19 protein-coding genes are annotated in these 25,713 nt (G+C 67.9%); 6 read left to right on the top strand and 13 right to left on the bottom strand.

The window, feature by feature from the left end; all coding sequences use genetic code 11:
• Window position 1 precedes the first annotated feature (1 nt).
• The gene (locus QTI05_RS06205; RefSeq protein WP_286623440.1) at window positions 2–3,772 is read left to right on the top strand and encodes an alpha/beta fold hydrolase; all 3,771 of its coding nucleotides are present in this window, start codon (window positions 2–4) and stop codon (window positions 3,770–3,772) included.
• Between the two features lie 147 nt (window positions 3,773–3,919).
• On the opposite strand, the gene QTI05_RS06210 is transcribed toward QTI05_RS06205, so the two are convergent.
• Window positions 3,920–6,511 (bottom strand): ATP-binding protein, encoded by a 2,592-nt coding sequence (locus tag QTI05_RS06210; RefSeq protein ID WP_286545400.1) that lies wholly within the window; start codon window positions 6,509–6,511, stop codon window positions 3,920–3,922.
• 192 nt (window positions 6,512–6,703) lie between these two features.
• Here QTI05_RS06210 and QTI05_RS06215 point away from each other — a divergent pair, with 192 nt between their 5' ends.
• A complete protein-coding gene (locus QTI05_RS06215) occupies window positions 6,704–6,883 on the top strand; it encodes a DUF3606 domain-containing protein (RefSeq protein ID WP_286623442.1) in 180 nt (59 codons plus the stop codon).
• A gap of 17 nt (window positions 6,884–6,900) precedes the next feature.
• Here QTI05_RS06215 and QTI05_RS06220 read toward each other — a convergent pair whose 3' ends face one another.
• Complete coding sequence (locus QTI05_RS06220) at window positions 6,901–7,839, bottom strand: LysR substrate-binding domain-containing protein (RefSeq protein ID WP_286623443.1); 939 nt, start codon at window positions 7,837–7,839, stop codon at window positions 6,901–6,903.
• Window positions 7,840–7,949: 110 nt separating this feature from the next.
• On the opposite strand from QTI05_RS06220, the gene QTI05_RS06225 reads away from it, so the two are divergent.
• Both QTI05_RS06225 and QTI05_RS06230 read left to right on the top strand, forming a co-directional pair.
• Window positions 7,950–8,933, top strand: a complete 984-nt coding sequence (locus QTI05_RS06225; protein WP_286623444.1) for a Bug family tripartite tricarboxylate transporter substrate binding protein — start codon at window positions 7,950–7,952, stop codon at window positions 8,931–8,933.
• Between the two features lie 25 nt (window positions 8,934–8,958).
• Window positions 8,959–10,518 (top strand): UxaA family hydrolase, encoded by a 1,560-nt coding sequence (locus QTI05_RS06230; RefSeq protein WP_286623446.1) that lies wholly within the window; start codon window positions 8,959–8,961, stop codon window positions 10,516–10,518.
• Between the two features lie 39 nt (window positions 10,519–10,557).
• Here QTI05_RS06230 and QTI05_RS06235 read toward each other — a convergent pair whose 3' ends face one another.
• The 9 genes from QTI05_RS06235 to purT all read right to left on the bottom strand — a co-directional run bounded on the left by QTI05_RS06235 (window position 10,558) and on the right by purT (window position 21,734).
• Window positions 10,558–11,721 (bottom strand): ABC transporter substrate-binding protein, encoded by a 1,164-nt coding sequence (locus QTI05_RS06235; protein WP_444812868.1) that lies wholly within the window; start codon window positions 11,719–11,721, stop codon window positions 10,558–10,560.
• A gap of 23 nt (window positions 11,722–11,744) precedes the next feature.
• The gene (locus QTI05_RS06240) at window positions 11,745–13,601 is read right to left on the bottom strand and encodes an AMP-dependent synthetase/ligase (protein ID WP_286623447.1); all 1,857 of its coding nucleotides are present in this window, start codon (window positions 13,599–13,601) and stop codon (window positions 11,745–11,747) included.
• 5 nt (window positions 13,602–13,606) lie between these two features.
• Window positions 13,607–14,380 (bottom strand): ABC transporter ATP-binding protein, encoded by a 774-nt coding sequence (locus QTI05_RS06245; RefSeq protein ID WP_286623449.1) that lies wholly within the window; start codon window positions 14,378–14,380, stop codon window positions 13,607–13,609.
• Window positions 14,381–14,519: 139 nt separating this feature from the next.
• On the bottom strand, window positions 14,520–15,341 hold the full coding sequence (locus QTI05_RS06250) for an ABC transporter ATP-binding protein (protein WP_286623451.1): 822 nt from the start codon (window positions 15,339–15,341) through the stop codon (window positions 14,520–14,522).
• Window positions 15,342–15,675: 334 nt separating this feature from the next.
• A complete protein-coding gene (locus QTI05_RS06255) occupies window positions 15,676–16,752 on the bottom strand; it encodes a branched-chain amino acid ABC transporter permease (RefSeq protein WP_286541376.1) in 1,077 nt (358 codons plus the stop codon).
• 53 nt (window positions 16,753–16,805) lie between these two features.
• A complete protein-coding gene (locus QTI05_RS06260; RefSeq protein ID WP_286541374.1) occupies window positions 16,806–17,681 on the bottom strand; it encodes a branched-chain amino acid ABC transporter permease in 876 nt (291 codons plus the stop codon).
• Between the two features lie 16 nt (window positions 17,682–17,697).
• Window positions 17,698–18,516, bottom strand: coding sequence for a helix-turn-helix domain-containing protein (locus QTI05_RS06265; RefSeq protein ID WP_286541373.1), 819 nt, complete (start codon window positions 18,514–18,516; stop codon window positions 17,698–17,700).
• A gap of 110 nt (window positions 18,517–18,626) precedes the next feature.
• Complete coding sequence (locus QTI05_RS06270) at window positions 18,627–20,429, bottom strand: acyclic terpene utilization AtuA family protein (RefSeq protein WP_286623453.1); 1,803 nt, start codon at window positions 20,427–20,429, stop codon at window positions 18,627–18,629.
• Window positions 20,430–20,516: 87 nt separating this feature from the next.
• Window positions 20,517–21,734: a formate-dependent phosphoribosylglycinamide formyltransferase gene (gene purT / locus QTI05_RS06275; protein ID WP_286623456.1), complete on the bottom strand. Its 1,218-nt coding sequence runs from the start codon at window positions 21,732–21,734 to the stop codon at window positions 20,517–20,519.
• A gap of 60 nt (window positions 21,735–21,794) precedes the next feature.
• Between purT and QTI05_RS06280 the strand changes: the two genes are divergently transcribed.
• Window positions 21,795–22,643, top strand: coding sequence for a 3-hydroxybutyryl-CoA dehydrogenase (locus QTI05_RS06280; protein ID WP_286623457.1), 849 nt, complete (start codon window positions 21,795–21,797; stop codon window positions 22,641–22,643).
• 2 nt (window positions 22,644–22,645) lie between these two features.
• On the top strand, window positions 22,646–23,461 hold the full coding sequence (locus tag QTI05_RS06285; protein WP_286541366.1) for a crotonase/enoyl-CoA hydratase family protein: 816 nt from the start codon (window positions 22,646–22,648) through the stop codon (window positions 23,459–23,461).
• 27 nt (window positions 23,462–23,488) lie between these two features.
• Here QTI05_RS06285 and QTI05_RS06290 read toward each other — a convergent pair whose 3' ends face one another.
• Together QTI05_RS06290 and QTI05_RS06295 are read right to left on the bottom strand one after the other, a co-directional pair.
• A complete protein-coding gene (locus QTI05_RS06290; protein WP_286623460.1) occupies window positions 23,489–24,382 on the bottom strand; it encodes an NAD(P)-dependent oxidoreductase in 894 nt (297 codons plus the stop codon).
• Window positions 24,383–24,491: 109 nt separating this feature from the next.
• Window positions 24,492–25,502 carry a LacI family DNA-binding transcriptional regulator gene (locus QTI05_RS06295; protein ID WP_286541362.1) on the bottom strand — a complete coding sequence of 337 codons (1,011 nt, stop codon included), beginning with the start codon at window positions 25,500–25,502 and terminating at the stop codon, window positions 24,492–24,494.
• Window positions 25,503–25,713: the final 211 nt, after the last annotated feature.

Below are 25,713 nucleotides of genomic sequence, written 5' to 3' on the forward strand. Positions count from 1 at the left end.
GATGAAGCCCATTTCCCGCCCGCTCGGCGAGATCGCCCCGCACTACGCGGTGGTCGTGGTCGGTTCCGGCTATGGCGCCGGCGTGGCGGCTTCGCGCCTCGCGCGGGCCGGCCAGACGGTCTGCGTGCTGGAGCGCGGCCGCGAGATCCTGCCCGGCCAGTTCCCGAACGACCTCTCCACCGCACAGGCCGACATGCAGATCGACGGTGCGCGCGGCAAGCTCGGCGCGCCCGACGGCCTGTACAACCTGCACCTGAACGACGACATGCTGGCGATGGTGGGCTGCGGCCTGGGCGGCACCTCGCTGATCAATGCCAACGTCGCGCTGGAGATCGATCCGCGCCTGTTCGATGCCACGCCCTGGCCGGCCGAGTTCCGCCGCGACCCGAAGCTGCTCGACCCGTTCATTGCACGGGCCCGGCAGATGCTCGACCCCTCGCCCTATCCCGAGGATTCGGAAGACTTCCCGCCGCTGAACAAGCTGCTGGCGCTGCAGAAATCGGCAGCGACGATGAAGAAGCCTTTCAAGCGCCCACCGATCGCCGTGAACTTCGTCGACCAGGTGAATCCGTTCGGGGTGACGCAGCCGCGCTGCAACCTGTGCGGCGATTGCACCAGCGGCTGCAACGTGGGTGCGAAGAACACCACGCGCATGAACTACCTGCCCGACGCGCACAGCCACGGCGCGCAGATCTTCACGGGCGCGCGGGTTAGCCACGTCGAGCGCGACGGCGCGCGCTGGCGTGTGTTCTTCGACGAGGTCGCCTTGCGGGGTTCGGAGGGCCCGGCCGCGCAGGAGGCCACCGGCCGGCGCAGCGTCACCGCCGATGTGGTGATGCTGGGCGCAGGCGCCCTGGGCTCGACCGAGATCCTGCTGCGCTCCAAGGCGAAAGGCCTGCCCTTGTCGGACCGGCTCGGCCAGCGCTTCTCCGGCAACGGCGACGTGCTCGCCCTGGGCTACAACAGCTACTGGCAGTCCGACGCCGATGCACAGGGCCAGGCGGTTCAGCGCAACATCAACGGTGTCGGCATGGGGCGCAACGAGGTTGCGCCGGCCGATCTGCCAGGGCCATGCATCACCGGCGTGATCGACATGCGCCAGACGGCCGAGGTGGGCGACGGGCTCGTGATCGAAGAAGGCGTGATCCCCGGCGCGCTGGCCACGATGCTGACGCCCGCGCTGTTCTTCGCCGACGCGATGCTGGGCGGCGAGTTCGCGTACGGCGCCGCGCAGGCCAAGCCCCGTCTGCTCGATGCCCAGGTTCTGGGCGAGGCGGTGCAGAACGACCCCGGCAGCCTGACCGGGCTGGCCTACAGCGGCGCGGTGGGCCGCACGCAGACCTACCTGGTGATGAGCGTGGACGAGGCGGCCGGCCGCCTGCACCTCGAGGACGACCGGCTGCGCATCGACTGGCCGAACGCCGGCGCCAGTTCCACGATCGCCAGGGACGAGGCGTGGCTGCGGGCCGCCAACGACGCGGTTCAGGGCCAGTTCATCCCGAATCCGCTGTCGAGCGAATCACTCGGCCGCAAGCTGATCACCGTGCATCCGCTCGGCGGCTGCGGCATGGGCGACAGCGCGCGCGATGGCGTGGTCAATCACCAGAGCCAAGTGTTCTCGGGCAGCGAAGGCGAGGCGGTGCACGAGGGCCTGTACGTCTGCGACGGCGCGGTGCTGCCGGGCGCGGCAGGCGTGAATCCGCTGCTGACCATCACTGCGCTGGCCGAGCGCGCCTGCCAGAACCTGTGCGACGCGCGGGGCTGGGCGACCGAATTCGGCCTGAAGCCGCGCCAGCTCTTGCCGGCGCGCAACGCATCCTCGCCTCCTGCTGAACCTCCCGCCGAGCCCGCCGCCGCGCCTCCTTCGAGCCTGCTGGAGCGGCTGGAGCGCGAGATCTCGTCGATCGCGCACGACGCCGAAGCGCTCCTCCACAGCGTGACCGGCCAGATCGAAGCCGGCGCCATCGATCTGGCGAAGCACGCGATCAAGCTGATCATCGAGAAGGATCCGGCGCTGCTCAGCCCGAGCTTCCAGTTCACCGAGACCATGCAAGGCTGGATCAGCACCGATGCGGTGGTCGCGCGCCCCGACGCGGCACGCCGCATTGCCGACGACTACGAAGTCGCCTGCGCCTGGGGCCGCATGCGCAACCAGACGATGTGCTTCGAGCTGACCATCCACACGCACGACCTGTACGCGATGGTCTCGGATCCGACCCACGCCGCGACCATCTCCGGCACCGTCACCTGCCCGGCGCTGTGGCACGAGCCGATGCCGGTAGCGAGCGGCGTGTTTCACCTCCTGCCGGCCGACGCGCAGCGCGTGGAAACCTGGACCATGACCTACGAGATGATGCTGCAGCGCGGCGACTCGCGGCTGCGCTTCAAGGGCCACAAGGTGCTGCACCAGTGGGCCGGATCCTCACCCTGGACCGACACCACCACGCTGTTCGTGCGGGTGCACGACGTGGAAAGCGCCGAGAGCCCGATGGTCGCGCAGGGCATCCTGACGCTCGACCTCGAAGACCTCCTGTGGCAGTCGTCGTCCATCCGGCTGGAGCCGCCCGCAAACCTGCTGGGCGAGCTGGAGCGGAAGGTGCCGGCCGCACGCGACGCCATCAACGCCGTCTACCTGGCCAAGTTCGGCGGCTTCTTCGGCACGACGCTGTTCCGCGCCTACGGCGGCCTGCTGGCGGATCTGAACAATTTCCCGGCCCTCGACCTGCCCCAGCTGCAGCGACGCGCGTTGCACGCGCCGACGCCGGTGCCACACAGCCTGGACGTCGGCGATGGCTTCCGCGTCAAGCTCACCCGCTATGCCGGCGGCGCGCGCGGGCCGGTGGTGCTGGCGCCGGGCTTCTCGGTGCGGGCGTCGTCCTTCGCCACCGACACGGTGGAGCAGAACCTGGTGGAGGCGCTCTGCGCGCGCGGCTGGGACGTGTGGCTGTTCGACTACCGGGCCAGCCCCGATTCCGGCAGCCCGATCGCCCCCTTCACCATCGACGACATCGCCCGCATCGACTGGCCGGCCGCGGTGCGCTTCATCCTGGAGGCCACGGGCGCACGGGATCTGCAGGCGATCGCGCACTGCGTCGGTTCGATGAGCCTGATGATGGCCCTGCTCGACGGCATGACTGGCGTGCGGTCGATCGTCTCCTCGCAGCTGACGCTGCATCCAGTGACGAACTGGCTCAACTACGCCAAGGCCGACCTGGGCCTGGCCCGCCTGCTGGGAGGCTATGCACCACTGGGGGACCGCTTCGACAACGTGCCCGGCACCACCGACCTGGATCGCGAAATCGACACGCTCGCCTGGAAGGTGCCGATCCCCGCCGGCGAGGAATGCAAGAACCCGCTGTGCCGCCGCGTGTTCTCCATCTTCGGGCCCTCGTACACGCATGCGCAGCTGAACAACGCCACCCACACGGCGCTGGCGGAAATGTTCGGCTGCGTGTCGCTGCGCCCCTTCGAGCAGCTGAGCCTGATGATGCAGCAGGCCAAGGCGGTGGACAGCGAGGGGCGCAACGTCTACGTCGTGCCGGAGAAAGCGCCGCGGCTGGCGCTGCCGATCAGCTTCGTGGCCGGCGCCGGCAACCAGCTCTTCTTCCCGGAAACCTGCATCCGCACGCAGAGCTGGCTGTCGGCCTTCAACGACCCGGCGCTGTACACGCGCCACATCTTCGACGGCTACGCCCACATGGATCTGTTTATCGGGCGGGATGCGGCGCGGGACGTCTTCCCCTACCTGATCGCGCAGCTCGAAAAAGGATGAAGCTCTCCCCCAGGCTCCCCCACTTCGTGTGGTCCGCCAACCCCCTCTCCGGGGGCAACACCAGCGGCCCGGCGAAGCCGGTTCCGCGGTGTTTCACGACTGGGGCACGCGGCTTTCTGCGCCGCAAGTTGCGTGAAGCTCAGTCGATCAACCGGGTCCGGTCACCAGCGCGACGGTGGCGTCCTCGTCGAGGCCGGTTCCTTCGAGGCGCCAGGCCTCGATGAGGGTCGCCGGATGCGCAGCGCCGATGAGCGCCAGGGCGGCCGCCATCGTGCGGATGTCGCTGGGCGCGCGCCGCTCGCCGCGCCGCTGGCGCGCGGCGTCGTCGCAGCCGATCAACAGCGCGGCCTCGCGCAGCCGGCCCTGGCGCGCCGCCAGCAGCGCCAGCATGCCCGCGAAGTGGCGCAGCCCGACCGAACGGCGGCAATGCGGCAGGCTTCGAAGCACCTGGACCTGGGCCTCCTCGAGCGCACCCTGGCCGGTCAGCGCGTGCGCATACCAGTTCAGCGCGAAGGCCATCATCTGCGCATCGGTCAGCGGCGAGCGCTGCAAATGGTCGATGAGCCTGCGGAACTGGGCGACCGCCTCGTCGACGTGCCCCAGTTCGTGATGCATGGCAGCCAGGTTGTTGAGCACATGGAACAGCGTGCGCGCGTTGCCCTCCGACCGCACCAGCGGCAGCGCCTGGGTGAAGGCAGCCAGCGCCTGGACGGGCTGGTCCTGGTAGCGCTGCACCAGGCCCGTGCAGAACAGCCAGGTGCCCTTGAAGGCGCGCAGGCCGGGTTGCTCGACCAGCGCGCGGCATTGCAGCAGCCTTCGCTCGGCGCTGTCGAAATCGCCGCTCACGGCTGCCACGTAGGCGTTCGAGCACAGGGTGAGGGCCAGCAGGCCGTGCGGCGGCTGCCGCTCGAAGATGTCGCAGGCCCGGTCGAGCAGCTGCATCCGCCGCTGGGCGCTGATGCCGCCGTGCAGACCGACCAGCGCCAGGCCGAGGCTGAATTCGGCCACCACCTGCGCCGGCGTGGCCTCGTCGATCAGAGGCTCGGCCATCAGCATCCAGCGGACGCACTCGGGGTAGCGGCCGGCCTGGTACATCAGCACGGCGGCGATGTTCACCAGGTCGAGCGCCAGCGCGGCATCGCCGTCGGGGCCGCAGGCCCATTCGATCGCGCTGCGCAGGTTGTCGATCTCGGGGCTGCAGGCCAGCACCCACTGGTCCGTCGTCTCGTGGCCCAGGCGGTCGGTGCGGGCGCGACGGTCGAGCGTCGAATGCATGCAGCGCGCATGCCATTGCCGCAGGGTGTCCCATTCGGAGGCCGCCTCCAACTGCTCGCGGGCATAGGCGCGGGCCGTCCCCAGCAGACGGTAGCGCGGCACCGGCCCGGCATCGACCACCACGATCGACTTGTCGACCAGGTTGCCAAGATGGTCCAGCACGGCCCAGACATCGATGTGCTCGTCGAACGCCACCTGCTGCGCCAACTCGAGGCCGAAGCCGCCGACGAACACGCCAAGCCGGCGGAACACCTTCTGCTCGTCCGGACTCAGCAGCGCATGGCTCCAGTCGAGCGTTGTGCGCAGGGTGCGATGGCGCGAGGGCGCATCGCGCACGCCGTTCTTCAGCACATGCAGGCGCTGGGCCAGGTGCTGCCGCACGCCCTGCACGCCCAGGAGCGGCACGCGCGCGGCGGCGAGTTCCAGCGCCAGTGGCAGGCCGTCGAGCTCGCGGCAGATGTCCACCACCGCGTCGAGGTTGCCTTCGTCGAGCCGGAAGCCCGGCTGCATGGCGTCGACGCGGGCCACGAACAGCGCCACGGCGCCATGCGTCGCCGCATCGGCCAGGACGGCATGGTCCGGCACTGCCAGGGCGCCGAGCCGGACCGGCCGCTCGGTGGCCAGCTTCAAGGGCTCCTGGCTCGTGACCAGGACATGCAGGTTGGGCACGGCTTCGAGCAGGTGGCCCACGAGCGCGGTCACGGGCTCGATCAGGTGCTCACAGTTGTCGAGCACGAGCAGTTCGTGGCCGCGCAGGCGTTCGGCCAGCTCGATGCTCGCGTCGGCCCGCTCGGGCAGGTTGATGCTCAGGGACAGCGCCACCGCGCCGGGCAGCGCGGCCGGATCCGAGATGGAGGCCAGCTCCACCATCCAGGCGCCGTCCCGGAAGTCATGCGCCACCTGGCGGGCCACGGTGCGGGCGAGGCTGGTCTTGCCGATGCCGCCCGGCCCCAGCACGCTGAGCAGCCGATGCTTTTGTACCAGCTCGCGCAGCATCGCCAGCTCGGTATCTCGGCCCAGCAAGGGCGGCAGCAGGGCGGGCAGGTTGCCGGTGTCCGAACGCAGGGCCCTGGCGGCGGATGCCATGGGGGCATCTCTGGGGCTCCGTGCGGGTGCGGCGGCCGCAGCGGCCGTCGCGGCCGTGGCCGAGGCAGGCAGCGCGTCCAGCGCGGCAGCGAAGCGATAGCCACGGCCCGGAATCGTGACGATGGCCTGGGGCCCCAGCAGCTTGCGCAGTGCGCTCACATGGACCTGCAGGTTGTTTTCCTCCACCACCAGGTTCGGCCACACCATCTCGAGCAGCTCGTTCTTGGTCAGCATCCGCTCACGGTGGGCAATCAAGGCCGAAAGCACATCGAAGGCGCGGGCCCCCAAGCTGGCAGGCTGGCCCTCTACCAGCAGCTGCCGGGTGGAAGGACGCAATTCGATGTTGTCGAAGCGGTAGATCGAATCATTCGGAAGCACGAGCGACCTCAAGCGGTATTAATGCAGACAAAGGCAGGGTTGTAACCGCGTCAGTCGAAAGTAACAATACCGGTAACAATTTTGTCGCTCCGCCAAGACGGGCACTCGTCCTGCACGAAGTTGCCCGCCGGCCGTCATGGTGAAGGCGCCGATGCGTGAGAAGGTGGCACTTTTCCAAGGAGAACACCCACCATGTCCGACGACTTCGCCAACACCGGCGCGCAAGACCGCAGCCGCATCGACATCAACGAGCCTCACGAAATCCGGTATTGGACGCAGCACCTCGATGTCAGCGAAGCCGACCTTCGCAAGGCCGTGGCCGAGGTCGGCGTTTCTGCCCAGACCATCGCCGAGCATCTTGGAAAGCGCTGATGGCAATGCGCACCTGATCAGGCGCCAACGGTGAGCGCCGTGATACGCAGACAGTCCATCAGCTGCTCCGTCGCGGGGGTGCGAAGACGTCCGCGCAAGGTAATCATTCCCACCGGCGGCAGCTCGATCGGCACCTTGAGCTTCAGGATCTTGACGAGCCCCTCCGACTCGAAGTGACGCGCCACGCCGCGCGCAAGGAACCCGACCGCGGGCCGCTCGCGCACAAATGTCAGCGTGGCAAGGAACGACGCCGTCTCCACGATGTCGACGGGGGGCGCGAGGCCATGCTTGTAGAACATCTGCTCGAGCTTGACGCGCGACGAGGCCCACGGTGGCGGAACGACCCAGGGAGCGTCGGCCAGCTTTTTCCAGTCGACTCGTGTGTCGCGCGCAAGTGCGTGGTCGGGGCGCACCACGATGCACATCGGCTCGGCATACAGCGCCTCGGTGTCCAGATCGGGCGACGCATAGCCAGGTTCGAGCCGGCCGACGAAGAGATCGAGCTCGCCGACGCGCAGCCTGGGCAGCAGCCGGGTCAGGTCGCCCTCCTCCACCAGCACCGTGGTGCGTGCCGAACGGTGCTTGAGCAGCGTGACGGCACGCACGAGCAGCGAGGGCATCGCCACCACCATCGCTCCCACGCTGGTGCGGCCGGCTGCGCCGCCGGCCACCGCGGCGATCTCGTCGCGCGTACGGCCGTAGTCTGCCAGCACCGAGCGGGCGAAGCGAACGACGGCGTTGCCGTAGGCAGTGGGTTCCGTGCCGCGCGTGGATCGCACGAACAGGTCGAGACCGAACATGCGCTCGATCTCGGCCAGCGTCTTGGACACCGCCGGCTGGCTCACCGAAAGGAACTCGGCGGCGCGCCCGAGGTGGCGGAATTCATCCAGCGCCACCAGCAGCTGCAGGTGCCGCAGCTTCAGGTTGGAGCGCAGCACGCGGTCGATATCGGCCATGTCGGCTCCATAACCCAAAGGGAATAAAGAGAGTCGCTTATTTCATTGGATTGTAATGTTCTACCCACGAACAATCGGAGTTCCACGACCGAACATCAGGAGACAAACCGATGCGATCCAATCGCCGCCAGCTCGTGCTCGGCAGCCTCGCCGCTGCCATCCTTCCCTTGTCCACCGCACGCGCATTCGCTGCCGGCTACCCGGATCGCCCCGTGACTTTCATCTGTCCGTGGCCGGCAGGCGGCACCGCGGATGTGACGATGCGCGCGCTGTGCACGGCCGCTTCCAGGGAACTCGGCCAATCGGTGGTGGTGGACAACAAGGCCGGTGCCTCCGGCATGATCGGCCTGAAGGCGCTGGCCTCGGCCAAGCCAGACGGCTACACCATCGGGCAGATCCCGATCTCGGTGACGCGCTTCTCGCAGCTGGGCATGGTGCAGATCGATCCGACGAAGGATCTGGCGTACATCGCGCGCGTCTCGGGCCAGACCTTCGGCATCGCCGTGCGGGCCGAGGCGCCCTGGAAGACGCTCAAGGACCTGGTGGCCGACGCCAAGGCCAACCCCGACAAGATCACCTACGGTACGGCCGGCCTCGGTGGGGCCACGCACGTCGGCATGGAGGAGTTCGCCCTCGCGGCGGGCGCCAAGTTCAATGCGATTCCCTACAAGGGCGGATCGGAAGCGCTGCAGGGCTTGATGGGCGGCCACGTCGACGTGCTGGCCGATTCGAGTTCATGGGCGCCGCACGTGAAGGCCGGCAAGTTGCGCCTGCTGGCCACCTGGGGCGAGCAACGCACCACCGAGTTCCAGGACGTGCCGACGCTCAAGGAGTCCGGCTACAACGTGGTGGTGGATGCGCCCAATGGCATCGGTGCTCCGAAGGGGCTGCCGGCCGACGTGCTGGCCCGGCTGCGCGCCGCCTTCAAGGTCGCGGCAGCGAGCCCCGAGTTCACGGCGGCCTGCGCCAGGATCGATGCCCCCTTGCTGTACCTGGATGCGCCGGAGTACGAGAAATACGTCGCCGCGAGCTACGAGAAGGAGAAGGCGCTGATCCAGCGGCTCAAGCTCAAGGAACTGATCAGCAAGAGCTGAACCCTAGGCCGAACTGGAGACCCGCATGACTGCCGCCCTCGCCCCTGCGACCCCGAACATCGCTCCCGCTTCTGCCCTGATCCGGCTGCATGCCAACGACAACGTGCTGATCGCGCGCTCGCCGATCGGCCTCGGGCAGGAGCTGCCCGAGTTCGGGCTGCGCATGCGCGCACAGGTGCCGGCCGGCCACAAGATCTCGGCATGCCGCATCGCGGCCGGCGAGCCGGTGAAGAAGTACGACACGGTGATCGGCGCGGCAATGCGCGACATCGAAGCGGGTGAACACGTGCACACGCACAACCTCGCGCTGATCGACTTCGACCGCGACCCCGGCTTCTGCGAGGACGTGCGGCCGGTCGACTACGTGCCGGAGGCCGAGCGCGCGACCTTCATGGGCATCGTGCGGCCCGACGGGCGCGTCGCGACGCGCAACTTCATCGGCCTCATTTCGTCGGTGAACTGCTCGGCCACCGCCATTCACCACATCGCGGCGCACTTCACGCCCGAGCGGCTCGCGGCCTTTCCGAACATCGACGGCGTGGTGGCGTTTGCGCAGACCAGCGGCTGCGGCATGTCGTCCCCCAGCGAGCACTTCGACGTGCTGCGCAGGACGATCGCCGGCTACGCGCGCCATCCCAACCTGGCCGGCGTGCTGATCGTCGGACTGGGCTGCGAGCGCAACCAGGTGGCCGACCTCGTCGCCTCGCAAGGGCTCACGCTGGGCAGCCACGTCAAGACCTTCGTGATGCAGGACACGGGCGGCACCCGCGCCACGATCGCAGCGGGCGTCGCGGCCATCGAAGCCATGCTGCCGGCGGCCAACGACATCGAGCGCCAGCCGGTCAGTGCCGCGCATCTGAAGATCGGACTGGAGTGCGGCGGCTCGGACGGCTTTTCCGGCATCAGCGCCAACCCGGCCCTCGGCGCGGCGATGGACATCCTGGTGCGCCACGGCGGGACCGCGATCCTGTCGGAGACACCCGAGATCCACGGCGTCGAATTCATGCTCACCCGCCGCGCGGTCAGCCCGGAGGTCGGCCAGAAGCTGCTCGACCGGCTGGCCTGGTGGGAAGAGTACACGCGCGGCCACAACGGCCAGTTCAACGGTGTCGTGGGCCCCGGCAACCAGGCGGGCGGCCTGGCCAACATCTTCGAGAAATCGCTCGGCTCGGCCATGAAGGGCGGCACCACGCCGCTGCAGGCGGTGTACGAGTACGCGGAGCCCATCGACAAGGCCGGCTTCGTGTTCATGGACTCCCCCGGCTACGACCCGGTCGCCTCGACCGGCCAGATCGCCAGCGGCGCCAACCTGATCTGCTTCACCACCGGCCGCGGCTCGATGTTCGGCAGCAAGCCGGCGCCGACGATCAAGCTCGCGAGCAACACGCCGATGTTCACGCGGCTGGAAGAGGACATGGACATCAACTGCGGCGCGGTGCTCGACGGCGAGGTCGACGTGCAGCAGATGGGCCAGCGCATCTTCGAGCAGATCCTGCGCGCTGCCTCCGGCGCCAGGACCAAGAGCGAACTGTTGGGCCTGGGCAACCACGAGTTCGTGCCCTGGCACATGGGCATCGTCAGCTAGCACGCGGCCGACGATGCGCCCATCCCGGCGAAGAGAGCGTCAGGGCGTGACGTAGTCCGAGATCACCTTCCACTTGCCGTCCACGATCTGCGACAGGCGCGACTGGTCGTTGCCCAGGCGCTTGGTGGCGGTATAGGTGCTCTTGGCCGCGCCGAACATGTCGGGCTCGAAGGTCATCGAGTCCATCACCTTGATGAAGCTTTCGGTCGTGAGGTTGGGGCCCGCCTTCTGCGCCACCTTGATGAACGAGTCGATGATCGAGTAGCCGTAGACGCTGAACACGGTCGGGTCTTCGTTGAACTTGGTCTTGTACTTGTTGGCCCAGAAGCGCAGCGGCTGCGACTGCTCATCGGTGTAGGGGTTCTGCACCGTCATCGTGGCGTACATGCCGTCCATCGGCTTGCCGCCGAGCTTGTGGATCAGGTCGGTATAGGCGGCGCTGGTGCCCAGAAAGGTCGGGTTGAAGCCGGTCTTGCGCGCCTCGCCGATGGTGCCGATGGTCTCGCGGATGATCGTGCCGAGCACCACCAGGTCGCAGCCGCTGGCCTTCATCTTCGCGACCTGCGAGCTGAAATCGGTCGCGCCGCGCTTGAACGAGGTCTTTTCGGCGATCTCCATGCCGGCCACCTTGACGCCGGCCTCGGCACCCCGCTGCACCTCGAGGCCGAAGTCGTCGTCCTGGTAGATGGTGCAGACCTTCTTGGCGCCCTTGTCCTTGATCATCTTCGGCAGCGCGTGCCGGACCTGGTCGTAGTAGGTGGCGGCGAACGAGTACTTGAGCTTGTGGAAGGGCTCGTACATCTCGCGCGCCGCGGTGATCGGGAAGAAGTTGATCACGTTCTTTTCGAACTGCACCGGCATTGCCGCCATGTTCTGCGCGGTGCCGATGTGGCCGGCCATGATGAAGATCTTTTCCTGGTTGACCAGCTTCTGCGCGGCCAGCACCGCCTTCTTGGGGTCGTAACCCGAATCCTCGACGAAGAGCGTGAGCTTGCGGCCGTTGACGCCGCCCTGCTCGTTGATTTCGTCCACCCGCAACTGCATGCCGTTGCGGGCCTGCTTGCCGTAGCCCGCGAGCGGGCCCGACAGATCCTGGATCGAGCCGACGCGGATCTCGTCCTTGCTCACACCTTGCTGTGCCGACGCGATACCCGCACCGAGCGCGAGTGAAGCGGCCATGGTCAACGCTGTCAATGTCTTCATCACCATCTCCTTCGTTGTAAAAATCATCTGTACATGGCCTCGATGCGCTCCGCATACTTGGTCTGCACCAGCTTGCGTTTGAGCTTCATCGTGGGCGTGAGTTCTTCGTCTTCGGCGCTGAGCTGGGTTTCGAGCAGAAAAAACTTCTTGATCTGCTCGACCCGCGCGAACTTGGTGTTGACCCGATCCAGCTCGCCCTGGATCAGGTCCAGAACCTCCTGCGCGCGCGTCAGGCTCTGGTAGTTGCTGAAGGGAACGTCGTGATCCTGCGCATACTTCTCGACGTTCTCCTGGTCGATCATGATGATCACCGTCAGGTAGGGCCTGGCGTCGCCGATCACCACCGCGTCGGTGACGTAGGGGCTGAACTTCAGCTCGTTCTCGAGCTCGCTCGGCGTCACGTTCTTGCCGCCGGCCGTGATGATGATGTCCTTCATGCGGTCGGTGATGCGGAAGTAGCCGTCCGCATCCATCACGCCCACGTCGCCGGTGTGCAGCCAGCCTTCGGCGTCGATGGTCTCGGCGGTTTTCTCGGGCAGGTTCAGGTAGCCCATGAACACGTTGGGGCCGCGCACCAGGATCTCGCCGGTGGCCGCATCGATGCGCACCTCGTTGTAGGCCGTGGCCGGCCCGATCGAGCCCGGCTTGATGCGCTGGATCGGCACCGCGGTCGAGGCGCCGCACGACTCGGTCATGCCCCACACCTCGAGCATCGGCACGCCGAGCGCGAGGTACCACTTGACCAATTCCGGCGAAATCGGCGCCGCGCCGGTGACCAGAAAGCGCGCACGGTGGATGCCGATGAGCTTGCGCGCGTTGTCCAGGGCGAGCAGGCGCGCCAGGCGGAACTTGAGCTTGAGCCCGCCACCCACCGCCTCGCCCGCCATCACCTTCGCGGCGATGGCCTCGCCCACGCCGATGCTCCACTTGTAGGCGGCCTGCTGCAGCGGGCTGGCCTCCTTGAGCGCGATCATCACGCCGGAATAGAACTTCTCCCACACGCGCGGCACGGCAGTGAACACGGTGGGCGCAATCTCGCGCACGTTCTCAGGCACCGTTTCCGGGTTCTCGACGAAGTTGAGGATCGCGCCGGTGTACATCGCGAAGTACTCGCCGCCCATGCGTTCTGCAATGTGGCACAGCGGCAGGAAGCACATGCGCTCGTCGCGCTCGTCCTGTGCGACCAGCGTGTTGTAGCCGCGCGTGGTGTAGACCAGTCCCGCGTGGCTGTGCATGGCGCCCTTGGGCTTGCCGGTGGTGCCCGAGGTGTAGACCAGGATGGCGAGGTCTTCGGGCCGGCAGGAGGCCACGCCGCGCTCGACCGCGTCGGGGTGCGCCTGCAGGTATTCACGGCCCAGCGTGCGCAGCGCGTCGAGGCTCATCACGCCGGGGTCGTGGAGGTCGCGCAGGCCTTCCATGTCGGCCACGATGACCTTGCGCAGCAGCGGCAGGCCGGCACGCACTTCGAGCGCCTTGTCGAGCTGCTCGTCGTCTTCGACGAACAGCACGGTGGTGCGCGAGTCTTCGCAGAGGTACTGCACCTGCGACGCGGCATCGGTCGGGTAGATGCCGTTCGACACGCCGCCGCAGCTCAGCACCGCCAGATCGCACAGTACCCATTCGATGACGGTGTTGGACAGGATCGACGCAGACTGCCCCGGGCCGAAGCCGAGCGCCATGAGGCCGCCGGCGATTTCGCGCACGGCCTCGGCGGTCTGCTTCCAGCTCCAGGCGCGCCAGATGCCGAGCTTTTTCTGGCGCATCCAGGTGGCATCGCCGCGCATGGCCACTGCATTCCAGAACATCGCGGGCAGCGTGTCACCCGGCACCACGACGTCCTTGCCGGGCTGGATGGTGGAGAGATCCCAGAGTCCTTGCATGCGGCTTATCTCCAGGTCTTCTTTTTCTTCCAGCGCCGCTCGCCGCGCACGCCGTCGTCCTTGAGGCCGAGGTAGAACTCCTTGATGTCGTCTTTCTCGCGCAGCCGTTCGCAGGTATCTTCCATGACGATGCGGCCGTTCTCCAGCACGTAGCCGTAGTCGGCGGCGTTGAGGGCCATGTTGGCGTTCTGCTCGACCAGCAGGATGGTGGTGCCGCGCTCGCGGTTGATGCGCACCACGATCTCGAAGATTTCCTTGGTGAGCTTGGGGCTGAGGCCGAGGCTGGGCTCGTCGAGCAGGATCAGCGCCGGTGCGGCCATGATGGCGCGCGAGATGGCCAGCATCTGCTGCTGGCCGCCCGAGAGCAGCCCGGCGTCCTGCGTGGCGCGCTCGTGCAGGATCGGGAAGTAGCGGAACACCGTTTCCATGTCGCGCGCGACGCCGTCACGATCGCTGCGGGTGTAGGCGCCCATCAGGAGGTTGTCTTTCACCGACAGCAGCGGAAAGACTTCGCGTCCTTCGGGCACATGGCTCAGGCCTTGCTGCACGATGAAGGCAGGATCCCTGGCCGTGATGTTGTGCCCCTTGAACTCGATGCTGCCCTTGCGCGGATCGATGATGCCGGAGATGGTCTTGAGGATGGTGGTCTTGCCGGCGCCGTTGGAGCCCAGCACCGTGGCAATCTCGCCGGCGCGCACCTTCAGGCTCACGCCCCGGATGGCCTTGATGGGGCCGTAGGCGCTTTCGACGTTCAGCAGTTGGAGGACGACTTCGGTCATTGGGCCCCCCTGGTGCTCGGGGTGCGTCGGCGGGCGGTATGCGCTGGGGCAGCCGCGAAGCGGCCGGCGCAGCAGGGTCGGACAGCCCGTACCGCACACCGGGCGCCCCGGCCATGGGAAACGAAGATTGAAGCGCCAATCACGCCGCCACCCTCCTCAAGCTGCTCACGTCGTCCACAGTCCCGAGATACGCCTCGATAACCTTGCCGTCCGACTGCACTTCGCGCGGCGTACCGGTCGCCAACACCTCGCCCATGTTCATCGCCAGCACCCGGTCGGACACCTTGGACACCAGCGACATGTCGTGCTCCACCATCAGCACCGACACGCCGAGCTCATGCTGGATGTCCTGGATCCAGAAGGCCATGTCGGCCGTCTCTTCGACGTTCAGGCCCGACGACGGTTCGTCCAGCAGCAGCAGCTTGGGTTCGGTGCACAACGCGCGTGCCAGTTCCACCACCTTGCGCACACCGTAGGGCAAGCCTGCCACCATCGAGTCGCGGTGGTGCTGCAAGTCCAGCAGGTCGATCACCTGCTCGGCCTTCTCGCGCGCGGCGATCTCGGCGCGGCGCGTGGCGGGGGTGAAGAACACCTCGCTCCAGAAGCCGGTTTGGCGGTGCGTGTGGCGGCCGATCAGCAGGTTGTGCAAAACCGTCGCGTGCTCGAACAGCTCGATGTTCTGGAAGGTGCGCGCAATGCCCAAAGCGGCGATCTCATGCGGTGCCTGGTGCGTCAATGCGATCGGCCCGGCGGCATCGCCATGCCAGGTGATCTCGCCGGTGGTTGGCGTGTAGATGCGGCTGATGAGGTTGAACACCGTGGTCTTGCCAGCGCCGTTCGGCCCGATCAGCGTGAACACCTCGCCGCGCCGCACGTCGAAGCTCACCTTGTTGACCGCGAGCACGCCACCGAAGCGCACGCTCAGGTCTTTGGCTTCGAGTAGGACATCGGTGCTGGTCATGGCAGGTGCGCCCACTTGGTGGCGCTGACGTTCGGGGTGCGTGCCGAGGACACCGGGTACCTCCCTCCGCGAATGTCCCCCGGCTTCGCCTCCTCCTTTATTTCGCTGCGGGAGGCACCCGATGCCCTCGGCACGGGACACGCTGCGGCAGTTCCGCCTATCAACCACCGCTCTGATGGATCACGCCGATGGCGTGCTCTGCGCAGCGAAATAAAGGAGGAGGCCGCAGGCCGGGGGACATTCGCGGAGCAGAGTACGCCGTCGGCGCGATCCCGCCCACAGCGCCCAAAGCGACCCAAGTAGCCCAGCACGCGTGAAATCGAAAATCGGGTTCTCATCGCAGCCGATCCGACTTGGTGAACGACTTCTGCCGCTTGAACAACCCCTTGCGGTAGAACGGAAACAACTGCAGCCAGGTGCGCACCTTCAACCAGCGGCCGTACAGGCCCAGCGGCTCGAACAGCACGAACGCGATCAGCACCGCGCCGTAGACAAAGCCCTGCAACCCCGGCGCCTGGCCGATGAACGCAGGCAAGTAATCCTTGCCGAGCGAGATCAACTGCGGCATCGCGATCAGGAAGATCGCACCCAGAAACGCGCCGTGCACCGACCCGAGCCCGCCGATCACCACCATCAGCAGCAGATCGATCGACTGCAGGATGTTGAACTGATCCGGCGAGATGAAGCTCAGCTTGTGCGCATAGAGCGCGCCGCCCACGCCCGCCAGCGCAGCCGAGATCGCGAACGACAGCGTCTTGTAGCGCGCCAGATGAATGCCCATGCTCTGCGCCGAAATCTCCGAGTCGCGGATCGCGACGAAGGCGCGGCCCGTGGCCGAGCGCAGCAGGTTGAGGATGCCGAGCGTGGCCAGCAGCGCGATCCCCAGGCACAGAAAGTAGAAGCCCTCGCCCGACCCGAGCTGCCAGCCGAACAGCGACGGTGCCTTCACGTGCAGGCCCGAGTTGCCGCCCGTGACGCTCTCCCAGCGCGCGAACACCTCCTCGACGATGAAGCCGAACGACAGCGTCGCGATGCCGAGATAGATGCCCTTGACGCGCAGCGCCGGCAGCGCCACCACCACGCCGACGCCCGCCGACAGCGCCGCCGCCGCGAGCAGCGCGATCGGGAACGGCACGCCCATGTTGGTGAGCACGCCCTGCGTGTAGGCACCGGTGCCGAGGAACGCGGCATGCCCGATCGAGAACTGCCCGGTGAAGCCCGCCAGCAGCATCAGCCCGAGGCCGACGATGCCGTAGATCAGCACGAAGGTGAGTTGCGCGAGCCAGTACTCGGGCACCAGCCAGGGCGCCGCTACCAGCGCCACGCACAGCAGCCCGTACCAGAGCCGGTGCCCGCCGTGCCTGGCAAGCGCAATGTCTTGCGCGTAGCTGGTCTTGAAGATGAAGCGCATTCAGGCCTCCCACCCGATGGGCAGAGAAGACACGAAGTGCCGAACGTGGGGGCTCATACTTTCTTGCGCAGCTTCTCGCCGAACAGCCCGTTGGGTTTGATCATCAGCATCAGCAGCACCACGATGTAGGGCGCCGTGTCCTTGAAACCGTCGGGCAGGTAGAAACCGGCGAACGACTCGACCACGCCGATCACCAGGCCGCCCACGATCGCGCCCGGCAGGCTGCCGAAGCCGCCCACCACCGCGGCCGGAAAGGCCTTGAGCCCGATGAAGCCCATGTTGGCGTGCACGAAGGTGATGGGCGCGAGCAGCATGCCGGCGATGGCCGCGACCGCCGCCGCCAGCCCCCACACCAGCCCGTTGAGCCGCTTGACCGGAATGCCCATGTAGTAGGCCGCGAGCTGGTTCTGCGACGAGGCCTGCATCGCGATGCCGAGCTTGCTGTAGCGGAACATCGCGAACAGCAGACCGCACAGCACGGCGGTGGCCGCGATGATCACCATCTGTTCGACATTGAGCACCAGCGCCCCGAGGTTCCAGACCTGGTCCTTGTAGGGCACCGGCAGCGTGTTGGTGTCGGTGCCGATGCCCGGGATCATCGTGATCAACCCGCGCGCCACATAGGCGATGCCGATGGTGAGCATGACGATCGAGAACTGCGGCTGCCCGAGGATCGGCCGGATCACCACCAGCTCGAGCAGCACGCCCAGCGCCGCCATCGCCAGCACCGCGAGCACGGCGGCCAGCCAGAACGGCATGCCGAACATGGCCATGCCGGCAAAGGCGGCGAAGGCGCCGAGCATCATCAGGTCGCCCTGCGCGAAGCTCACGGTTTCGGTGGCCTTGTAGATCAGCACGAAGCCGAGCGCGATCAGGCCGTAGATGCAGCCTTGCGCAATGCCCGAGATCAGCAGCTGGAGGACTTGCAAGGACGGCCTCCGGAGTTCACAGCACCACGCGCCCGGCGTCGTGCAGCGCCAGCCGGCGCGAACCGGCCAGGATGTCGCTCGGCTTCAGGCCGTACACCTGCCGGATCGAATGACTGAAGTGCGTGGAATCGGGGTAGCCGGTGTCGAGCGCGATGTCGGTCAGCGTCGAAGGCTCGCGCACATGGCGCAGCAGGCTGCGCGCGCGCTTCCACGCGCGGAATGCGCGGAACGGCACGCCGGTCTCCTGCTTGAACAAATGGAGGAAGCGCGAGAACGACAGGTGCACCGCCGCAGCGCAGGCTTCGGCCGAGGCCGGGCCGGCCGGGTCGGCGTTGATGCGGTCGATGACTTCGCGGATGCGTGCGTCGAAGGGGCGCGGCGCCAGTGCGGCGCCGAAAAACAGCGTGTCGAAGTCGAAGCTGTTGAAGCATTCGCGGCCCGACGCTGCCAGCAAGCGCGCATGGCCGTCGCGCACGCGCTGCACGAAGGCTGGCGCATCGACCGGGCCGCAGTGCTGCAGAACCGCGGGCAGGCGCGCCGCGTCGACCGACTCGGCTTCGATCAGCAAATTGAGGATCAGCGGGCTCGCGCTCTGCACGCGGTGCGGCACCTGCGGCGGCACCACCAGCAGGTCGCCGCTCTGCCAGGCGCCGCCACCGATGCAGATGCAGATGCGGTTCGGCGGCGCGCCGGCCGGCGCCACATAGACGCCGTGGCCGCCCAGCGTGCGCTCGCCAGCGGCACCCAGCAGGCCCGCGTAGAACACGCGCTGCGTGGTGATCCACATGAGGCGCTCGCCACGCGGCGTGCGCAACGTCCTCGTCGTCTCCTGCATGTTCTTGTTGTCTCCTGCACGTGGCGCCGGGTGGCGGAGCCAGCCGGGTCTTCGGGGCATCGTAGCGGTGCAGGTCGACAAGAGGCGGGTCATTTGCGCGGGGACTTTCCCTAGTCCGCGTTCGCGATATCCGCAGGCACCCGAATCGGCAACTCCAGCAGCATCTGGCCCATGCCTTTGCCGAGCGGATCCATGCGCGGCGAGCGCGGCCCGCCGCCGGCCAGCGCGCCGTGCAGCAAAAGGTTCAGGCCGTGGATGCCGGGCAGATGAAAGCGCTCGACCTCGCCCAGCACGAGATGCGCGAACCAGGTCTTCACCGCCTCCGGCGTCACGGCGGCCCAGATCCAGGGCAGCCACTCGGGCCGGCGCGCGACCAGGCCGATGTTGGAGAGGTCGCCCTTGTCGCCGCTGCGGGCCCAGGCGAGTGAGATCAGGGGAACCTCGTGCGTGGCGATGCGCAGATCGACTTCCGGCGGCGCTTTCGTGGGCGCGGCAGCGATCGACGCAAAGGCCGCGGGCCAGGGCGCCGGCCGGGCCTCGCCCTCGGTCACCACGGACACCGGAACCTCCGATTTCGCGAGCAGGAAGGCCGACGGCTTGATCAGTGGCGACACCGACGGCCGCCCCGCGCCAGGCCCCGTGGTGCCCGGCGCCCACGAGGTGCCGGCCGGCGCGACCTCGCGCGCGAACAGTTCCAGCGCCGGCCTGGAGGCATGGTCGACCACCAGCCGCAGCATCACCTCGCGCGCGGCGCCGGTGCGGGCGCGCGGGCCGTACAACGACTCGACGCCGAGCAGCTCGACGTGCGTGGCGCTGTAGTCGGCCCAGCCGCGCGCCGCGAACAGCTCGCGCGTGCGCTCGAGGATCGCCTCGCCGGTGCGCTGCGCCTTGGCGGCTGCGTCGAGCCCGACGATGACCAGGCTGCCGACGCAGCGCCAGCCGTCCTGCGCGGTGGCGGAGACCTTGTAGCTGTCGGTCGGCGGGCGGCCCCGGGCGCCGTTCACCTGCACGCGGTCTTCGTCCTGCTGCGTGATCACCACGTCGCGGAAGTCGCAGGCCACGTCGGGCAGCAGGTAGGCGGCCGGGTCGCCGATCTCATAGAGCATCTGCTCGGCCACGGCCGCGCGCAGCATGCGCCCACCGGTGCCGGCCGGCTTGGTGACGCTGAAGCTGCCGTCGGCCGCGCATTCGACGATCGGGTAGCCGATGTGCGCCCAGTCGGGAATCGCCTGCCAATCGGTGTGCAGCCCGCCGGTTGCCTGGCAGCCGCATTCGATGATGTGGCCGGCCAGGCTGCCGCCGGCCAGCCGATCCCAGTCGTCGTCGGCCCAGCCGAATTCGTGCATCAGCGGGCCGAGCGTGACGGCGCTGTCGACGCAGCGGCCGGTGACGACCACGTCCGCGCCGGCCGCGAGCGCCTGCCGCACGCCCTGCGCGCCGAGGTAGGCGCTGGCGCTGAGCAGCTTCGCGGGCAGCGGCTCGCCGGTGAACATGTCCGTCGTGCCCGCCGCGCACAGCGCCGGCAGTTGCGCGCTCACGTCGTCGCCCAACACCACGGCGATGCGTGCCGGGACGCCAAGCTCGGCAGCGAGCGCACGCAGCGCCGCGGCGCAGGCTTCGGGATGGATGCCGCCCGCGTTGCTCACCACCTTGATGCCACGCACGATGCAATCTGCCAGCACGTCGCGCATCGCCACGTCGACGAAATCGGTGGCATAGCCCATCTCGGGCTTGCGCAGGCGCGCCGCGGCCAGCACGGCCATGGTGGTTTCGGCCAGATAGTCGAACACCAGGTAGTCGATCTGCCCGGAATCGACGAGCTGGCGCGCGCCGACGCTGCTATCGCCCCAGAAGCCCGAGGCGCCGCCGATGCGGACGACGGAGCGTGGCGTGGACGGGACGGCGGCGGGCATGGCGCGGAGCCTATGCGGCCCGGCGCGGCGCGGCTTGCGGAAACTGGCTGGGGATTTGCACCCTCCCCCGGCAGGGGAGGGAGCAATTCAGTTGGCGGTGCGCGGCTTGACGCAGGCCGCGGCCTCGCGCGCCCGGCTGCGCGCGGTGTCGACATCCGGGGCATGCACCAGCGCCACGCCCATGCGGCGCTTGACGAAGCTTTCGGGCTTGCCGAACAGCCGCACGTCGGCGCCCGGCACGCGCATCGCCTCCGCCACGCCGTCGAACACGATGCCGGTGGCATCGACGCCGCCGTAGATCACCGCACTGGCGCCTGCGCTCTTGAGGGTGGTGTCGACCGGCAGGCCGAGGATCGCCCGCGCGTGCAGCTCGAACTCGTTCTGCCACTGCGTCGCCATCGTCACCATGCCGGTGTCGTGCGGGCGCGGGCTGACCTCGCTGAACCAGACCGCATCGCCCTTGACGAACAGCTCGACGCCGAACAGGCCCTGGCCGCCGAGGTCGGCCGTCACGGCCTGCGCGATCTGCTGCGCCTTCTGCAGCGCGGCCGGCGCCATCGGGTGCGGCTGCCAGCTCTCGACGTAGTCACCACTCACCTGCAGGTGGCCGATCGGCTCGCAGAAGGCCGTCTGTACGGTGCCGTCGGCAGCGACGGCGCGCACCGTCAGCAGCGTGATCTCGTAGTCGAAGTCGATGAAGCCCTCGACGATCACCCGGCCATGGCTCACGCGGCCGCCGGCCATGGCGTAGTCCCACGCCTTCTGCACGTCGGCCGGGCCGTCGATCTTGCTCTGGCCTTTGCCGGAGCTGCTCATCACGGGCTTGATCACGCAGGGGTAGCCGATGCCTTGTCCGTTCTCGCCGTCGATCGCGGCCTGCAGCTCGGCCAGCGAGTCGCAGAACTTGTAGGGGCTGGTCGGCAAGCCCAGCGTTTCGGCGGCCAGGCGGCGAATGCCTTCGCGGTCCATCGTCAGGCGCGCCGCGCGCGCGGTCGGGATCACGCGCACCAAGCCGGCGTCTTCGAGCTGCTGCAGCATCGGCGTGGCAATGGCCTCGATCTCGGGCACCACGAGCATCGGCTTCTCGGCCTCGATCAGGGCCTTGAGCGCAGCCGGATCGCTCATGGTGATGGTGCGCGCGTGATGTGCCACCTGCTGGCCTGGCGCGTTCTCGTAGCGGTCGACCGCGATGGTCTCGACGCCGAGGCGCTGCAGGGCGATCAGCACCTCCTTGCCGAGTTCACCGGAGCCGAGCAGCATCACGCGGGTTGCAGAGGGGGAAAGAGGGGTTCCAAGCGTCGTCATGGCGACGACTTTAATTCACGGCTTGACCCACAATGTCGGATTTTCCAGGAGCTTCCCCAAATGGCTATTCAGACCGTCGGCATCATCGGCGCCGGCACCATGGGCAACGGCATCGCGCAGGCGTGTGCGGTGGCGGGCGTCAACGTCATCATGGTCGACATCGCGCAGACCGCGGTCGACAAGGGCGTGGCCACGGTGTCCGGCAGCCTCGACCGGCTGATCAAGAAGGAAAAGCTGACCGAAGCGCAGAAGACCGCGGCGCTGGCGCTCATCAAGGGCTCGACCGATTACGCCGAACTCAAGGGTGCGCAGCTGGTGATCGAAGCCGCCACCGAGAACCACGCGCTCAAGCTCAAGATCCTGAAGCAGGTCGACGAGCTGCTGGCGCCCGAGGTGATCATCGCGTCGAACACCTCGTCGATCTCGATCACGCAGCTGGCCGCCGCCACCTCGCGCGCCGACCGTTTCATCGGCATGCATTTTTTCAACCCGGTGCCGATGATGGCGCTGGTGGAGATCATCCGCGGCTACCTCACGAGCGACGCCACCCACGATGCGGTGAAGGAACTGGCCGTCAAGCTCGGCAAGTCGCCGATCACGGTGAAGAACGCGCCCGGCTTCGTGGTCAACCGCATCCTGGTGCCGATGATCAACGAAGCGTTCTTCGTGCTGGCCGAAGGGCTCGCCACGGCCGAGGACATCGACGACGGCATGAAGCTCGGCTGCAACCAGCCGATCGGCCCGCTGGCGCTGGCCGACATGATCGGCCTCGATGTGTGCCTGGCCGTGATGGAGGTCTACCTGGAGCAGTTCGGCGATTCCAAGTACCGGCCATGCCCGCTGTTGAAGGAAATGGTCGCTGCGGGCCAACTCGGCCGCAAGACCAAGCGCGGCGTGTACGCTTACTGACCATGACTGCCATCGCCACTGACCCGCCCGCCGAAGGCTGCATCGACACCCAGGTGCTCGACCATGTGCTGCTTATTGGCATCAATCGCCCGGCCAAGCGCAACGGCTGGACGCCGCCGATGTTCAGGCAGCTCGCCGAGGCCTACACGCGGCTCGACGATGACCCTGCGCTGCGCGTCGGCGTGCTGCACGCGTTCGGCGACCATTTCACCGCGGGCCTCGACCTGCCGGCCGTGGCCGAGTACATGCGGCGCGGCGAGAAGGCAACGCCCGAAGGGCTGGTGGAGCCGCACGACTTCGGCCTGCCCGGCTACCGCCGGCGCACCAAGCCGATGGTGGTGGCGGTCAAGGGCATCTGCTTCACGGTCGGCATCGAGCTGATGCTCGGCGCCGACATCGTGGTGGCGGCCGACAACTGCCGCTTTTCGCAGATGGAAGTGCAGCGCGGGATCATGGCCACCGGCGGCGCCACGCTGCGCATGGCCGAGCGCGCGGGCGTCGGCAACGCGATGCTGCACCTGCTGACGGCCGACGAGTTCGACAGTGCCGAGGCCTTGCGCTGCAACTTCGTTCAGAAGGTGGTGCCGGCCGGCCAGGAGCTGGATGCGGCGCTCAAGATCGCACAGCGCATCGCGGCCCAGGCGCCGCTGGCCGTGGTCGCCACGCGGCTGAACGTGATCAAGGCGGTCGAACAGGGCCCGCTCGCGGCCGTGGCCGAGTTCATCGAGACGCAGAAGCGCTTGTCGAACAGCGAGGATGCGGCCGAAGGCGTGCGCTCGTTCGTGGAGCGACGGCCTTCGCGCTTCAGCGGGCGCTGACGCTGCGGCGGGAGCGGGCCGGGCGGCTCAGCCGCGGCCGGCGCCGTCGAACTGCCGCATCATCGCGACGGTGTCGTCGCCGCCCAGCCCCGCGGCAACGAAGCTTCGATGGAGTTCGGTGACCATGCCTGCCAGCGGCAACTGCAGCCGCTCGGCCTGCACGAAGGCCTGCACCGCATCGAGATCCTTCAGCATGTTGTCGATGCGGCCGGTGGGCGTCATGTCGCGTGCGGCCATCTTGGGGCCGAACTCGCGCAGGATCTGGCTGTCGGCGCGCCCGCCCGCCAGCGCGGCGGGCAGACGGGCCGCGTCCACGCCGCCGGCCTCCGCGAGGCGCACCGCCTCGGCCATGGCCTGGAAGCTGATCGCGCAAAGTAACTGGTTGACCAGCTTGGTGGTCTGGCCGGCGCCGCTTTCGCCCATGTGCGTGTAGTTGGCGCAGAGGCTGTCCATCACGGCGCGCGCACGCGCCACGTCGTCCGCGCTGCCGCCCGCCATGACGGTGAGCTGCCCCAGCAGCGCCTTCGGTGCGCCCCCGGAGAGCGGCGCGTCCACGAATCCCATGCCGGTGCGCTCGCGCAGCGACCGGGCCAGCCGGCGCGTGGCAGGCGGGTCGATCGACGACATGTCGATCAGCAGCCGCCGTGCATCGGCCGGGGCAGCCGCGATGCCCGCCTCGCCGAAGATCGCGCGCTCCACCACGGCTGCGGCATTGAGGCTGGTGATGACGAAGTCGCTTGCCGCGGCCGCTGCGGCGGCAGTGCCCGCGGCCTGCGCGCCCTGCACCTCCAGCGCCGCGACCTTGGCCGGATCGAGGTCGAACACACTCACGCTGTGGCCGCAGTCGAGCAGCCGGCGCGCGATGGCGGAGCCCATGATGCCCACGCCGACGACGGCCACGCGCTGACTCGGAAATGCCATGGCGAAACTCTCTTTGTGGTCGGCCGCGATGAGGGACGGGGGCGCCTCGATGTGTGACAGGGCTCTAAAGTTACCGGTATCTCTTTGACCCGTCAAGCAGAGAATCCATCTAGGAACTCTCGCGCTGCTCGATGTGGAACGGAATCAGCACCGTCTCGGCCGGCGGCCGATGCCCGTCGCGCAGGCCGTCGATCGCGCTCAACAGCAACTCGCCGGCTGCGCGGCCGATGCCCGTGCAGTTCACCGCCACGGTGGTGATGCGTGGATGCGCGGCCCGCGCAACCTCGAAGTCGCCGAAGCCGGCGATCGCGATGCGCCCTGGCACATCCCATCCGCGCCGCTGGCATTCCATGAGCGCGCCGAAGGCCGACAGATCCGATACGCAGACCACCGCGTCCACGTCGGGCCATTGCCGGATCAGCTGAACCACGGCTTCGCCGCCCTGGGCCATGGAGATCGGCGGCTGCCCGAAGCTGATGACCCGGCCGTCGGGCAAGCCCAGTTCGCGGATCGCCTGCGCGTAGCCGCGCCGCCGGTCGGCGCCCCGCGTATCGCGGTTGGAAGTGCCGCCGATGAAGGCGATGCGCCGGTAGCCCTTGGCGTGCAGGTGCCGCACCATGACCGCGGCCGCCTCGGCATTCGAGAAGCCGACCACATGCTCGATCGGCTTGGCAGGCAGATCCCAGGTCTCCACCACCGGAATACCGGCGGCGCGCAGCATGCTGCGCGCCGCCGTGGTGTGGCTGCCGCCGGTAAGGATCACGCCCTCGGGACGGCGCGTGAGCATCGCCCGGATCAACCGCTCCTCGGTTTCCACGCGGTAGTCGGTGTAGCCCAGCAGCAGTTGCAGCCCGCGCGCCTCGACGACCTCGGTGAGGCCTTGGGTGGTTTCGGAGAAGTTCGAGTTGTTCAGCGACGGCAGCAGTGCCGCGACGAAGCCGGAGCGCTTGCTGGAGAAGGTGCGCGCGGTCTGGTCGATCACGTAGCCCATGTCCTCGCAGGCCTGCAGGATGCGCTGGCGCAACGCCTCGGAGGTCACGCGTTCGCTTTCAACGCTGCGGTTGAGCGCCCGCGATACGGTCATCTTGGAAACGCCCACGCGCGCGGCGACGTCGGCCATCGTCACGGGTCGCAGGGGGGAAGCAGGAGCTTTTTTCGAAGCCAAGTCTGAACTCTATTGCAGGCAGGACGCGAAACGCCGGATACGTGATATCGATACCACATCCACCACTCACCCTGAAGTCCGGTCGACGCCGGAATCCGGCAAGTTTAGTCCGCGAAGCGGGCGATGGCCCGTCCGGGAAAGACCTAGATACCGGTATCTTCATTGG

It is taken from the genome of Variovorax fucosicus (assembly GCF_030316825.1).
Classification (GTDB): Bacteria; Pseudomonadota; Gammaproteobacteria; order Burkholderiales; family Burkholderiaceae_C; genus Variovorax; species Variovorax fucosicus.